Source organism: Sphingomonas sp. UYP23, assembly GCF_054059235.1.
The window spans coordinates 3883166-3897545 of sequence record NZ_JBSSBX010000001.1 but is presented as its reverse complement, the minus strand read 5'-3'; the positions used below and the strand labels follow the sequence as shown (position 1 = coordinate 3897545).

General features: G+C 66.4%; 11 protein-coding genes and 1 tRNA gene. 5 read left to right on the top strand and 7 right to left on the bottom strand.

Translation table 11 applies throughout. The annotated features are described in order from the left end of the window. Positions 1-7 precede the first annotated feature (7 nt). From gspF to ACVWYO_RS19190, 4 genes are all read right to left on the bottom strand, one after another. The gene (gene gspF, locus ACVWYO_RS19205; RefSeq protein WP_457353528.1) at positions 8-1234 is read right to left on the bottom strand and encodes a type II secretion system inner membrane protein GspF; all 1227 of its coding nucleotides are present in this window, start codon (positions 1232-1234) and stop codon (positions 8-10) included. A 224-nt stretch (positions 1235-1458) separates the two neighbouring features. Continuing rightward, positions 1459-3075, bottom strand: a complete 1617-nt coding sequence (locus ACVWYO_RS19200) for a GspE/PulE family protein (RefSeq protein ID WP_457353526.1) — start codon at positions 3073-3075, stop codon at positions 1459-1461. A 44-nt stretch (positions 3076-3119) separates the two neighbouring features. Next, positions 3120-5333, bottom strand: coding sequence for a type II secretion system secretin GspD (gspD, locus tag ACVWYO_RS19195; RefSeq protein ID WP_457353524.1), 2214 nt, complete (start codon positions 5331-5333; stop codon positions 3120-3122). Further along, positions 5330-6190, bottom strand: a complete 861-nt coding sequence (locus ACVWYO_RS19190; RefSeq protein ID WP_457353522.1) for a type II secretion system protein N — start codon at positions 6188-6190, stop codon at positions 5330-5332. Before ACVWYO_RS19190 ends, gspD begins: the two co-directional genes overlap by 4 nt. 209 nt (positions 6191-6399) lie before the next feature. Here ACVWYO_RS19190 and ACVWYO_RS19185 point away from each other — a divergent pair, with 209 nt between their 5' ends. Together ACVWYO_RS19185 and ACVWYO_RS19180 are read left to right on the top strand one after the other, a co-directional pair. Continuing rightward, the gene (locus ACVWYO_RS19185; protein ID WP_457355059.1) at positions 6400-7017 is read left to right on the top strand and encodes a 2OG-Fe(II) oxygenase; all 618 of its coding nucleotides are present in this window, start codon (positions 6400-6402) and stop codon (positions 7015-7017) included. 9 nt (positions 7018-7026) lie between these two features. Next, positions 7027-7959 carry an IS5 family transposase gene (locus ACVWYO_RS19180; protein WP_457348219.1) on the top strand — a complete coding sequence of 311 codons (933 nt, stop codon included), beginning with the start codon at positions 7027-7029 and terminating at the stop codon, positions 7957-7959. 161 nt (positions 7960-8120) lie between these two features. Here the strand turns inward: ACVWYO_RS19180 and ACVWYO_RS19175 are convergent. The 3 genes from ACVWYO_RS19175 to lon all read right to left on the bottom strand — a co-directional run bounded on the left by ACVWYO_RS19175 (position 8121) and on the right by lon (position 11238). Further along, positions 8121-8195 (bottom strand) — tRNA-Val (locus ACVWYO_RS19175). Between the two features lie 126 nt (positions 8196-8321). Beyond that, complete coding sequence (locus tag ACVWYO_RS19170) at positions 8322-8594, bottom strand: HU family DNA-binding protein (protein ID WP_133191967.1); 273 nt, start codon at positions 8592-8594, stop codon at positions 8322-8324. Positions 8595-8751: 157 nt separating this feature from the next. Then, on the bottom strand, positions 8752-11238 hold the full coding sequence (gene lon, locus ACVWYO_RS19165) for an endopeptidase La (RefSeq protein WP_457353519.1): 2487 nt from the start codon (positions 11236-11238) through the stop codon (positions 8752-8754). Between the two features lie 100 nt (positions 11239-11338). On the opposite strand from lon, the gene ACVWYO_RS19160 reads away from it, so the two are divergent. From ACVWYO_RS19160 to ACVWYO_RS19150, 3 genes are read left to right on the top strand one after another with little or no spacing between them, the layout of a single operon-like run. Next, positions 11339-11992: a hypothetical protein gene (locus ACVWYO_RS19160; RefSeq protein WP_457353517.1), complete on the top strand. Its 654-nt coding sequence runs from the start codon at positions 11339-11341 to the stop codon at positions 11990-11992. Further along, positions 11989-13716: a M1 family metallopeptidase gene (locus tag ACVWYO_RS19155; RefSeq protein WP_457353515.1), complete on the top strand. Its 1728-nt coding sequence runs from the start codon at positions 11989-11991 to the stop codon at positions 13714-13716. The genes ACVWYO_RS19160 and ACVWYO_RS19155 overlap by 4 nt, the downstream gene beginning before the upstream one ends. A 52-nt stretch (positions 13717-13768) precedes the next feature. Beyond that, a complete protein-coding gene (locus tag ACVWYO_RS19150) occupies positions 13769-14371 on the top strand; it encodes a methyltransferase family protein (protein ID WP_457353513.1) in 603 nt (200 codons plus the stop codon). Positions 14372-14380 lie beyond the last annotated feature (9 nt).

Below are 14380 nucleotides of genomic sequence, written 5' to 3'. Positions count from 1 at the left end.
ACAAACCTCATTGTCCGGCAAGCGTGTTGAGCTGCAGGATCGGCAGCAGGATCGATAGCACGATCGTCGCGACGACACCCCCCATCACGACGATGATGATCGGCTCAAGCAGCGACAGCGCGGTGGTGGTGAACCGATCGAACTCGCGCTCGAGATATTCGGCGGCGCGCTCGAGCATGTCGTCGAGCTGTCCTGCCGTCTCGCCCGATGCAGCCAGATACGTCAGCAGCGGCGGAAAGACGCCCGCCCGGCGCATCGCCGCCGACAGGCTGCCGCCGCCGCGGATCGATTCGATGATCTCGTCCGACGCCTGCTTGAGCCGCAGGTTATGGATCGTGCTGCCGGTCAGCGTCAGGCCTTCGAGCAAGGGCAAGCGGCTGGCGACCATCGTCGCGAGCGTGCGCGCCATGCGGGCGGCGTGGAGATCGCGGAACAGGCGGCCGAGAATCGGCAGTTTGAGGATCCAGCTGTCGAAGCCGAGCTTGATCCGCGGGTTCTTGAGAGCACGCCACGAACCGAAACCGGTGAGCAGGATGACGAGCAGGATCGCCCACCAATAGCCGACCATGAAATTCGACAGCCCCATCACCACGCGGGTGAGGAACGGGAGCTGCTGCCCGACGGTGTCGAACTGTTCGACCACCTGCGGCACGACGAATACCATCAGTGCGGTGACGACCGCCATCGCCACCACCGCGAGCACGGCCGGATACGCGAGTGTGGTGATGATCTTGCCGTTGATCTCGGCCTGCCGCTCGAGCAGCACCGAGAGGCGTTCGAGAATGACGGGAAGCGAGCCCGAGCTCTCGCCGGCCGACACCATCGCACGATAGAGCGATGGGAAGCTCTTGCCTTCGCGCGCCATCGCCTCGTGCAGGCGGCGACCCTCGACCACGCCGGCATGGACCGATTCGACGATCGCGCGGACATGCGGCTGCTCGGTCTGGCGCGAGATCGTGCGGAGCGATTCCTCGAGCGGCGAGACGCGGTTGAGCGTGGCGAGCTGGCGGGTGAAGAGCGTGAGCTGCTTGGTGCTCATCTTTTTCGAGCCCAGGCGGAGGTCAGAGAGGAGCGGTTTGCCCTTGGGCTGGCGACCCGAACCGGGTTCGACCTTGACGACGTAGAGCCGGCGCCGGTCGAGCAGCGCGCGCGCGGCGTCGATCGACGGCGCGGCGATCGCCCCGCGCGCCTCGCGGCCCTTGGTGTCGATCGCGAGATAGTCGAAGTCAGGCACGGATACTCCCCTCCCTGGAAGAGCGCCGGGTGAACAGCGCCCCACGCTGTTCAGGCCATGCCGGGGGCATGGCCGACCCGGCGCTGGGTTGGGGGTGGGTCGGCCCAATGCAGGCGTTGCTCTCTCCCCGGGACGGTGATCCCACGCCTATGCAAGCCTCGACCGCGCCACGGGCCGGCCCACCCCCGGCACCTCCCTTCCAGGGAGGGGAGGAAGAAGGGAGGTCACTCACTGACAATCTCCGGCACCACCATCGGCGCCTCGGCATCGGCCATATCGCGCCGCGACACGCGCACCGCTTCCTCGGCGGTCGTCACCCCGTCGCGCACCAACTGCCGCGCCGCCGACCCCAGCGTCGGTGCATGCAGGAACGCATGCCGCGCGATCAGCGCCTCGTCGCCGCCATCGTTGATCAGCCGCCGCACCGTTTCGTCGATGCGGATCGCTTCATAGACGCCGACGCGGCCCTTATAGCCCGTCCCCTGGCACTGCTCGCACCCGACCGCCTGATAGACGATCGCGCCCGGCTCGAACCCGAGCAGCGCCGCCACCGATGCATCCGCCGCCACCGGCCGCCGGCACACCTCGCACAGCCGCCGCACCAGGCGCTGCGCGATCACCGCGCGCAGCGTCGAGGCGAGCAGGAACGGCTCGACCTTCATGTCGCGCATCCGCGTGATCGCGCCGACCGCGTCGTTGGTGTGGACCGTCGACAGCACGAGATGCCCGGTCAGCGACGCCTGCACCGCGATCTCGGCGGTCTCGCGATCGCGGATTTCGCCGACCATCACGACATCGGGATCCTGCCGCAGGATCGCGCGCAGGCCGGCGGCGAAGGTCAGCCCGACCTTGGCATTGACCTGCGTCTGCCCGACGCCCTCCATCGCGTACTCGACCGGATCCTCGACCGTCAGGATGTTGCGGCTGCCGTCATTGAGCAAGCGCATCGAGGCATAGAGCGTCGTCGTCTTGCCCGAGCCGGTCGGCCCGGTAACGAGGATGATCCCGTTCGGCTCGGTGATCGCTTCCTTGAGCAACTGGTTGATCGCCGGCGTCATCCCGAGCACGTCGAGCGTGATCCCGGCATTCTCCTTGTCGAGGATACGCAGCACGACGCGCTCGCCCGCGCGGCTCGGCAGCGTCGAGACGCGGACGTCGAGCAGCTTGCCCCCCAGCGTCAGCCCGATGCGACCGTCCTGCGGCACGCGCCGCTCGGCAATGTCGAGCCGCGCCATCACCTTGACGCGGCTGACGACGACCGGGGCGACGTGCGGCGGCATGCGCAGCGTCTCGCGCAGGACGCCGTCGATGCGCATGCGCACGACGAGGCCGGTCTCGTACGGCTCGATATGGATGTCCGACACGCCGTTGCGCGCGGCATCGGCGATGATGCCGTTGATCAACCGGATCGCCGGGGCATCGTCGGCGGTGTCGAGCAGATCGTCGGCGGTGGGGAGATGATCGGCGAGCAGGTCGAGCTCATCGCCGAGGCCGAGCGTACCCGCGGCCATCGCGGCGGCCTGGCCGTCCATGGCGTACGCTTCGGAGAGCAGGCGGTCGAATTCGGGCGCCGCGACGAAGGTCACGTCGAAGGCGCGCGCGAGATGGCGGCGGAGTTCGAGCAGGACCTTGGGGTCGGAGCCTTCGCGCATCGCGACGGTGAGCTGGTCGTGGGTGGGGTCGAGGACGACGCCGAAGCGACGCGCGAAGGCGTAGGGGATGGTTGCCGCTACCAGCTCGGGCGACAGGACTCCCCTCCCGCTTGCGGGAGGGGTTGGGGGAGGGCCGTCTAGGTCGAGCGCAGCGTTTGCGGCACGGCCCTCCCCTAGCCCCTCCCGCACGCGGGAGGGGGATAAGAGGGGAGCGGCGGGCTCATCCCCCGCCATCACCGGTCCCGCTTCGTATGGATCACCGTGCTCGAGCTCCGCTGCACCGGCACCATGATCCGCGGATCCTCGATATTCCCCGGGACCGGCGCGCTCGGGATCGGCGGAGCGGCGCCCATGTAATCGCGCACCAGCTGGTCGATCGACGGCTCGTCGTTCGGCATCGCCAGCCCCTGCTGGAGCCGCAAATAGCCATAGCGCTGCTCGGTCAGCTTGCGGCTGTCCTCGGCGCTGCGCAGGATCGTCGGACGGATGAAGATCATCAGATTGGTCTTGGTCCGCGACTTCGCCTTCGAACGGAACAGATTGCCCAGCCCCGGAATGTCGCCGAGCAACGGAATCTTCTCGATCGTGCGCCGCTCGTTATCATCGAGCAGGCCGCTGATCACCGCGATATCGCCATCGTCGACGGTGCGGACGGTCTCGACCTCGCGCTTGTTGAGAATGAGGTCGGCATTGCTGCTCGATACCGGCCCGGCGATCGAACTGACCTCGAGCCGCAGGTTGAGCTTGACCGTCCCCGAGGAATTGACCTGCGGGCGCACCGTCAGCTCGATCCCGACGTTTTCCCGTTGCGTGGTCTGGAAGGCATTGTCGAAATTGGTCGAGAGCGCCTTTCCGGTCGTGATCGGGATTTCCTGGCCGACGAGGCTGTGTGCCTCCTGATTGTCGAGCATCACCAGATGCGGGACCTGCAACAGGTTCGACGTGGTGTCGCTCTTCAACGCATTGATGATCGAGGCGAACACGGTGCTGCCGATCTTGCCGGCAAATCCGCCGAACCCGCCGCTCGCGCCGAGGACCGAACTCAGCGCGCTCTGCGTCAGCGAATCGCTCGCCGCGCTGTTGGTGCTGGTCGTGACGGTCGACCCGTTGATCGTGGTCGTCGTGCTCCCGAGCTGGTTCGCCGCGACCGCGCCGGCGATCGTCAGCAAGCTCGGCGCAGCGTTGCTGAAGCTCGACGCCGCGAACACCCCGCCGCTCGCGCTCCCCACCGCGAATTGCGCGCCGAGCTGGCTCGACATCGAATCCGAAACCTCGGCGACGATCGCCTCGACCAGCACCTGCTCGCGCCGCGTGTCGAGCTGGCGGACCACCTCGGCGAGCTGGCGCTGCACTTCGGCGGGTGCGGCGATGACGATCGCGTTCGCGCCGACGAAGCGCGTCACCACCGACGCCGTCCGACCGCCCGAGGTGATCGCGGTCTGGCTCGGGGCGTTGCCGGTCGATCCGGTGTCCTGCTGCACCGCGGGCGTATTGGCGGGACGCGAGACGGAATTGGCGCCGGTACTGCCGGTCGACTGGCTGTTGCTGCCGAAGTTCGACGCCGACAGCTGCTGATTGGTGATCGGCGACGGCGTCTGGCCGACAAGCTGCTGGAGCACGGGCAGCAATTGCTCGGCATCGGCGTTTTCGAGGAAGATCACCTTGATCTCGGTGCCGTTCTTGGCGCGGCGGTCGAGATCCTCGGCGACCGCGGCGAGCCGCGCGACCGATGTCGCATCGCCGCGGATCGCGACCGAATTCGAGCTGTTCACCGCAACGACGCTCACCGACGTGCCCGCTGCGGGTGCAGCACCGCCCCCCGCTCCGCCCACGCTTTGCCCGGCGAGCGCCTGCAGCGCGGTGGCGATCTCGCGCGCGCCGGCATTTTTCAGCGCGATGATCCGCGTCGATGCAGTGTCGGTGTCGATCCGGCGCAGCACTTCGCGGACGCGGCGGACATTGTCGGCGAAATCGACGATCACCAGGCTGTTGCCACCGCGGTTCGCGGTGACCGAACCTTGCGGCGAGATCAGCCCGCGCACCGTATCGACCGCCGATTGCGCGTCGATCGAGCGCAACCGGACGATCTCGGTGATATAGCTGTTGCTCGTCGCGCCGCGGACGCCGACGCGGCTCGGCTGCGAGGCGGCGCTGTCGGTCGGCTGGATGCGGAACGCGCCGTTGGTGGTCGGCACCGCGACCAGCCCGTTGGCGCGCAGCGTCGAGAGGAAGATCTCGAAATATTGCGACCTGCTCACCGGGTGATCGGTGACGACGGTCACCTTGCCCGCCACGCGCGCGTCGATGATGAAGGTCCGCCCGGTCACGCGCGCGGCATCGGCGATAAAGGCGCGAATGTCGGCATCGCGCACGTTCATCGTCTGTTGCGCCTGCGCGGCGGCGACTAGCGTCATCGCGAGGATGGGCGTCAGGATCAGTTTCTTCATTGCCCCGCAATCGTAATGACGAGTGGTACCGTGTCTTTGCCGCGCTCGACCGATAAGCTCAGCTGTCCGCCCTTGGCATATTGCGCGGCAAGACGCTCTATGTCTTCGGCGCCGCCGACGGGCTTGCCCGCAATCTGCGTTATGACGTCACCGTCGCGCAAGCCCGCCGCGCGGAACCCTGCGCCCGCGCCCTGCGCGCGCACGGTGAGGCCGCTCACCCGGCCGCCATCGATCCGCGGGATGAAGCCGACGTCGCGGCGCATCTGTGCGAAGCTGACGCCTTGCGGTCCGATCTCGGCGGACGGTGGCGCAGCGCCGCCCGACAGCGCGCCGCCGCCGATCAGCGGTGGCCCGTTCGGCACGGCTTGGACGGGCGCCTGCTCGGTCTGCGGCAGATACAGATCCTCCGCCGCACCGCCGCGGTCGATCGTGACATGATCGAACGCAACCGCCTTGAGCCGCACGCCGGGCATGATCTCCTGCCCGACGCCGACGCTTTGCTGGACACCGTCGGGCCCGGCGATGATCGCCGAGCCGCCGCCCTGCGCTTCGTCGATTCGCACGCCGAACAGGGTCAGCTGGAGCGTGGTGACGACCGCCGGCCCCACCGCATCGCCGCCGCTCGCGCGGTAGAAAGGATCGAAGCCGCGCAGGATCGCTTCGGGCGAGCCCGCGACCGCGCCTTGCTCGGGGCGCCAGATGCCGACCGGGCCGACCGGAGTCAGCACCGCCCACACCAGCCGCGCGCTCTGGATCGCCAGCAGCGCGATCAGCGCCAGCTCGAGCGTCGAATAGACCGTCGTAACCGGAAGCCGCCGCAGGAACGCCCGCGCGCGCGCATCCAAAACCAAGCGCATGTGGACCCATCCCCGATCGCGACGTCCCGTCGACACCCGTGTTACCGTCACGCAGCGCCGCTGTGAACCGTGTACGTGGCAGGTCGCCGATCGGACGCGCCGCTATCGTCTGGAAAACCTGCAGGACCTTTGGCAAGGGAGGCGGCGTGACCGATGCTCCCGCTCCACCAGCCGCCGCCCGCTTCGGCTCGGGCCTCGATGCGGCGGCGATGACCGCGCATCTGGCAAGCCAGCCCGGCGTCCAGCGCGTGCCCTCGCCCAAGCTCCCCCTTTTCGTTCGCCGCGCCTTCCTCGACGCCGAGACCTGCACCGGCTTGCGCGCCGCCGTTGACGCCACGCGCCGCCCCTCGACGGTCTCCGACTTCAACGGCGACCGCGCCTTCCGCACCAGCGAGACGGGAGATCTCGACCCGCTCGACCCGCTGACGATCGCGCTCGATGCGCAGATCGCCGCCTTTACCGGGCTCGACCCGACGCATGGCGAACCGATCCAGGGCCAACGCTATGCAGTCGGCCAGGAGTTCAAACCGCATACCGATTATTTCGATCCGCTCGGGATCGATTTCGACCGCTATTGCCGGATCGCGGGCAACCGCACCTGGACCGTGATGCTCTATCTCAACGAGCCCGACGCGGGTGGCGCGACACGCTTCAAGGCGATCGACAAGATCATCCAGCCCGAGATGGGCAAATTGCTCGCCTGGAACAACCGGCGACCCGATGGGTCGCCCAATCCTGCGAGCCTCCACCACGGCATGAAAGTGCGCGCGGGGGGCTTTGTTGCAAAACTGATGGCGGGGATTCACGCAGGGAATCGAGCGGTATAGATAGGCGTAATGCCCAAACCTGCCGCACCTGTGTATCGTACGACGAACTGGCCTGAGTATAATGCGGCGCTGAAGCGGCGTGGGTCGCTGGAAATATGGTTTGATCCGGAGATGCACTGGCTTTCGAAGCCGTGTGGTCGCCCTGGTCGCCCGATGCGGTTTTCAGACAGCGCGATAGAGCTGTGCCTGACGCTGAAGACGCTGTTCAACCTGCCTTTGCGGCAAGTGACGGGGTTGGTTTCGAGCCTGATCAAAATGGCGGGGCTGGATTGGTCGGTGCCGGATTATACGACGCTGTGCCGACGGCAGAAGACGTTGAAGGTCAACCTCGGCGGGCGGATCAGCTCGGGCGGACTGCACCTGCTGGTCGACAGCACCGGGATCAAAATGACGGGAGAAGGCGAGTGGAAGACGCGCAAACACGGACCGTCCTACCGTCGCCAGTGGCGCAAGGTGCATCTCGGGATTGATGCTGGGACGCTGGATATCCGGGCCATTGAGGTCACGACGAATGCCATTGGTGACGCACCGACGCTGCCCGTTCTCCTGGCGCAAATTCCCGGAGACGAGCGGATACTCAGCGTCGGCGGAGATGGCGCTTATGATACCAGGGACTGCCATGCCGCTATTGCCGGGCGCGGTGCCGATGCGGTCATCCCGGTCCGCCGCAACGGGCAACCATGGGCAGAAGGCGGTCCCGGCGTCGATGCACGCAATGGAGCGCTACGCGCGACAAAGCGGCTTGGTCGCGCAATCTGGAAAAAGTGGAGCGGCTATCATCGCCGCAGTCTGGTCGAGACCAAAATGCACTGCTTCAAACTCCTGGGCCAGCGCGTTGTCGCCCGCACCTTCGATCGTCAGATTACCGAGCTCAAAGTCCGTGCTGCAATTCTCAATCGGTTCTCCGAAATAGGAACGCCGGTGACCGTCCGCATCCAATAACATCTTCAAGTAAAACGTCGGTCATGCTCTCGCGTAATTATGCAACAAAGCCGCGCGGGGACCAAATACGTCATCACCAAATGGTATCGCGAGCGCCCGTGGCGATAGCCGAACGACCGAAAAAAAGCCGCCGGACCCAAGCGGATCCGGCGGCTTCGATATGGTGGGCGCGGCAAGGATTGAACTTGCGACCCCACCCGTGTGAAGGGTGTGCTCTACCACTGAGCTACGCGCCCGCTGCCCCGCGCGATGCGATGGGGCGAAACGGATAAGGGCGGCCTAGCGCCGCCCTGATGCCGATCTCTTAAAACGAGCCGGCGCCGTTTGTCCAGCGCCGATGCCCGAAAATTCCGAACGTTCGATCAGTTGACCGAATCCTTGAGGCCCTTGCCGGCCTTGAACTTGGGCTGCGACGAGGCCTTGATCGTCATCGGCTCGCCGGTGCGCGGGTTACGACCGGTCGAGGCCTTGCGCTTGGAAACCGAGAACGTCCCGAAGCCGACGAGACGCACTTCATCGCCCTTTTTCAGCGCGGCGGACACTGCTTCGAACACGGCTTCGACGGCCTTGCTTGCATCACCCTTGGTCAGACCCGACGTGTCGGCCACCGTCGCGATCAGTTCCTGTTTGTTCATGGCCACGAAACCCCCGTTTGAAAAAAAATACGCTGAAATGATTCCCAGGCAAAAGCCGGTGGTACAGTAAGGCGGCTCGCATCGGGGCTGTCAAAGCAAAAACACCCCCGCCGCCGGTGAAAACGGCGAGGATGCAGTAATATACGCTATTCCGAGCTTAGTGGTGCAGTTCACCCCCGATGGCCGGGACACCCGCCGGCGGCTGCGCGGCGAGGTCGTCGGCCTCGGTCCAGTCTATCGCGGTGAGCGGGCCCGTCAGCGCAAGGCGCAGAACCTCGTCGACATGCGCCACCGGAATGATCTTCAACCCGTCGCGAATGTTGGCCGGAATGTCGGCCAGATCCTTCTCGTTCTCGTGCGGGATCAGCACGGTTGTGATCCCGCCGCGCAGAGCGGCGAGCAGCTTCTCCTTAAGCCCGCCGATCGGCAGCACGCGGCCGCGCAGCGTCACCTCGCCGGTCATCGCGATGTCGCGGCGGACCGGTACGCCGGTCAGCGTCGAGACGATCGCGGTGACGATGCCGATACCCGCCGACGGACCGTCCTTGGGCACAGCACCTTCGGGCAGATGGATGTGGATGTCCTTGCGCGCGAAGATGCTCGGCTTGATCCCATACGACGGCGACCGCGCCTTGATGAAGCTGAACGCAGTCTCGATCGACTCCTTCATCACGTCGCCAAGCTTGCCGGTGATCTTGGCCTGACCGCGCCCGGGCACGGTGACGCTTTCGATCGTCAGCAGCTCGCCGCCGACCTCGGTCCAGGCGAGCCCGGTAACCGCACCGATCTGGTTCTCCTCTTCACCCAGGCCGTGACGATACTTTTTCACGCCGGCGAAGTCGGACAGATTGTCGGGCGTCACGGTGACGCTCGTCGTCTTGCCCTCGAGGATCTGGCGCAATGCCTTGCGCGCGAGCTTGGCGATCTCGCGCTCGAGCGTGCGGACACCCGCCTCGCGCGTATAATACTGGATCAGCGCGCGCAGGCCCTCGGTGGTGAGCGTGAACTCGCCCGGCTTGAGACCGTGCGCCTCGATCTGCTTCTCGATCAGGTGCCGCTCGGCGATCTCGACCTTCTCGTCCTCGGTATAGCCTTCGAGCCGGATGATCTCCATGCGGTCGAGCAGCGCCTGCGGCAGGTTGAGCGTGTTCGCGGTGGTGACGAACATCACGTCGGACAGATCGACGTCGATCTCGAGATAGTGATCCTGGAACTTGGCGTTCTGCTCGGGATCGAGCACCTCGAGCAACGCCGAGGCCGGATCGCCGCGGAAATCCTGGCCGAGCTTGTCGATCTCGTCGAGCAGGAACAGCGGGTTGCTGGTGCCGGCCTTCTTCAGATTGGTCACGATCTTGCCCGGCAGCGAGCCGATATAGGTGCGGCGATGCCCGCGGATCTCGGCTTCGTCACGCACGCCGCCGAGCGACTGGCGGATGAACTCGCGGCCGGTCGCCTTGGCGATCGACTTGCCGAGCGAGGTCTTGCCGACGCCCGGAGGCCCGACGAGGCACAGGATTGGCCCCTTCAGCTTGTTGGTGCGCGCCTGCACCGCGAGATATTCGATGATCCGGTCCTTGACCTTCTCGAGCGCATAATGGTCCTCGTCGAGCACCGCCTGCGCGGCCGAGATGTCCTTGCGGATCTTCGACTTCTTGCCCCACGGCAGACCCAGCAGCACGTCGAGATAGTTGCGCACGACGGTCGCCTCGGCACTCATCGGCGCCATCGTCTTCAGTTTCTTGAGCTCGGCGGTCGCCTTGGTGCGCGCCTCCTTCGAGAGCTTCATCGTCGCGATCTTCTGCGTCAGCTCGGCGATCTCGTCGCCTTCGCCGTCATCGCCCTCGTTGCCGAGTTCGCGCTGGATCGCCTTCAGCTGCTCGTTGAGATAATATTCGCGCTGGGTCTTCTCCATCTGGCGCTTGACCCGCGACTTGATCTTCTTCTCGACCTGCAGGACGCCGAGCTCGCCCTCCATGAAGGCAAACACCATCTCGAGCCGCTTGGCCGGATCGCGCTCGATCAGCAGCGCCTGCTTGTCGCTGACCTTGACCTGGATGTTGGCGGCGACCGCGTCGGCCAGCTTCGAGGCGTCCTCGATCTCGCCGAGTTGAACGGCGGTTTCCGCCGGAAGCTTGCGGTTGAGCTTGGCGTAATTCTCGAACTGGTCGATCACGGAGCGCATCAGCGCCTTGAGATCAGGGCTGAGATCGTCGGCCGAAAGCTTGCCGACGCGCTCGCCCAGCTCGGCGCTCGCGGCGTCGAGATCCGACTCGCCGGTCTCGCCTTCGAGCATGTCGACTTCGGCCGACAGATAGCCATCGCTCTGGACGAGCGAGGTCAGCGCGGCGCGGCGCTTGCCCTCGACCAAAACGCGGACGGTGCCGTCGGGCAGTTTGAGCAGCTGAAGCACGACCGCAGTGACGCCGATCTCGTAGAGATCGTCGCGATCGGGATCATCCTCGCTGGGATCGAGCTGCGCGACGAGGAAAATCTCCTTGTCGGCGGCCATTGCGGCTTCCAGGGCTGCGACCGACTTGTCGCGCCCGACGAACAGCGGCACGATCATGTTCGGAAAAACGACGATGTCGCGCAACGGCAGGACGGGATAAGCCTGAGTGGACGGGGTGGAAGAAGCTTGGGTCATGGATACTCCGAGATCGCGACAAGGCCGCGTGCTTGACCCCTTATATGGGGGGAGTTGCCGATCCATCAATCGCCGAGCGCTTTTGGGCGGAACGATCGCGATGGCGGCGGCGCCTGCGCTGCTCGACGCCGCGCCGCGTGGCGGTGGCGACCCGCTCGCGCGCGCCTTCGCTGCGGCGGGGGGACGCGATCGGCTGGCGCGCGTCCGGGTGGTTTCCTGGAGCGGCACGGCATGGATGATGCTCGGAAAAACGCCGGTCACTCTGCAGGTCGAAAGCCGCATCGAGCCGTTCGCGCGGGCGCGCTCGGACAGCTGGCTGACCAGCGAAACGCGCGACACCGCGCGCACCGTCATGATCGAGCGCGACAGCGCGTTTCTGGTGCAGGGCGGCGCGCAGACCACCCTCCCCGCCGCGCAAGCGCGGTTCGAACGCCAGCGGCTCGGCGCGTTTTCCTATCTGCTGCTTGCCCCGGCGTTCGTCTCGGTGGCGGGTCGCAACCGGCTCAACGCGGCACGCGAGGGCTATCCGCCGATCGCGTTGACGCTGGGCCGCGATGGCCAGATCGCCGCGGCCGATTACGTGCTTACGGCCCCCGCCCCCGGCGCGCCCGCGATCCGCCAGCATTTCAGCTTTACCGGCAACGTAAGCGCGCAAGGCGTCCGCTTCCCGCGCGTCACGACGATGCTGCAGGATGGCCGCCCGTCGTTGCGCCTGACGATCACCGATTTCTCCGTGGAACTGAGCCCCGCATGATCCCTCCCCGTCTCGCGCTCCTGTGCGGCTGCTTCGCGCTGACCGCCGCTGCTTTGCCCACCAAGGGCGAGCCGCCGCTCACCGCGCAGACGCAGAAATCAGGCGGACCGATCGACGCCGAGCAGGCGAAGCTCGGCTTCGACACCGCCGATCTGGCCTTCGAGGTGCTGCCCGAGACCGAGACGCTGCGCGGCGTCGCGACGCTGCGCTTCACCGCCAAGGCGCCGTTGACCAAGCTCGTGCTCGATCTCGACCGCAACCTGCCGGTCGATGCGGTGGCGATCGATGGCACGCCGCTCGCGCCCGGCGCATGGCGCAATCCTGAGGGCCAGCTCGTCATCACACTCCCGCGCACGGTCGCGGCGGGCGGGCACGTCACCGCCAAGCTTACCTATGGCGGCACGCCGCACGTCGCGGTCAACGCGCCGTGGGATCCGGGCGTGGTGTGGGCGAAGACGCCGAGCGGCGCGCCGTGGTTCGGCACGACCGCGGAGGGCGCCGGGTGCGACCTGTTCTGGCCGTGCCTCGATTTCCCGACCGGCGAGCCCGGCCTGGTAACGCTCCATATCACCGTGCCCAAGGGGCTGAAGGCGCCGTCGAACGGCGTGCTGCTCGGCGTCGACACGCTCGCCGATGGTCGCACGACGTGGAACTGGCGCGTCAAGCACCCCAACACCTACGGCGTCGCCCTGACGGTCGGGCCGTTCGAGGAGGTCGCGGGCAGCTACAAGAGCCGCTACGGCAACACGATTCCGATGGTCTATTGGTATCTCCCCGGCGAAGAGGCCAAGGCCAGGGCGCTGTTCGCCGAATTCGCCCCGACGCTCGATTTCTTCGAGAGCGAAGTCGGCCCCTACCCGTTCGGCGACGAAAAGCTCGGCGTCGTCGAGACCCCCTACAAGGGCATGGAGCATCAGACGATCAACGCCTATGGCAACGGCTATGCCAAGGCGCCCGAAGGCTTCGACTGGCTGTTCCAGCACGAATTCGCGCACGAATTCTTCGGCAACCAGATGACCGCCGCCAATTGGGACGATTACTGGCTGCACGAGGGCTATGGCAGCTACATGCAGCCGCTCTACGGCCGCTGGCGCGAGGGCGAGGCGCGCTATGCGACGATGCTTTCCGACCAGCGCAACAAGATCGCCAACCTCCGCCCCGTCGTCTCCGGCAAGGTCCGCACCGAGGAAGAGGTGTATGAGATCAGCAAGGGCGGGCCAGGCCAGGACATCTATTACAAGGGCTCGTGGATGCTCCACAGCCTACGCACGCTGATCGGAGACCCAGCGTTCCGCGATGTGACGCGGCTGATCGTCTACGGCCGGCTCGACCCTCGGCCGGGCAATTTCGTACCGCGCTATGCCACCACCGCCGAGTATGAAAAGATCGTGCGGCGCGTCACGGGGAAGGATTATGGCTGGTTCTTCGACGTCTATCTGCGCCAGGCGGCGCTCCCCGAGCTGATCGAGACGCGCAGCGCGACTCGCCTCGCTTTGCATTGGCAGGCGCCGGGCGGCGGGGTCTTTCCGATGCCGGTCGAGGTGCAGGTCGGCGGACGGATCGTCCGACTGGCGATGACGGGCGGCTTTGGCAGCGTTGCGGTGCCGCGCGGCGCGCACGTCGTGGTCGATCCCAGCGCGAAGCTGCTGCGCCGCGCGGGCGCGATCGAGGACTATCAGGCGTGGCGCGACGCAGCGGCAAAGGCGGCGAAACCGGCCAGTTGACACCCTTGTGTATTAGCTAAATACTACAGTTGCCGTGGCAAAGGGAGTCGTCGTGAATTTCATTCCGTTGGATCCGGTCGGGCTTCCCGGCCTCGCGGCATTCGCGATCGGCATATTGGCGGGACTGACCGCGTTGCTGCTGGCGCGCGCGCGCGGCCGAAAAGCTCCGGCGAGCCCCGATTCGGAACGCCGGAACGCCTCGATCCTGTGGATCGTCGTCCAAGGCTTCGGAATCGGCAGCGCCGGGCTCGGGCGGATCCGCATCGCGCTCGATCCGCTCTCAACGAAAGCGGTGATCGAGGCGACGGTCGTGCTGGCCCTTATGCTGGCGGCAGTCTGGCTGTTCGATTCCGCCTCGCGCGCGATGGGCCGGAACTGGGCACTGGTCGCACGCACCCGTGGCGACGGGCAGTTGGTCGAATCCGGGCCGTTCGCGCTGATCCGCAACCCGATCTACGTCTCGCTGGCGTTCGTCATGCTGGCGATGGCGATCGCCTATGGCCATACCGCCAGCCTGCTCGTCGGCGTGCCGATCTTTGCGCTGGGGACATGGATGCGGGTGCGCCACGAGGAAGTCGTGCTGCGCGCTGCGTTCGGGTCGGCGTTCGATCGCTACGCGGCGCGCGTGAAGCGCTTCGTGCCTGGCGTGCTCTGATCGACCGGT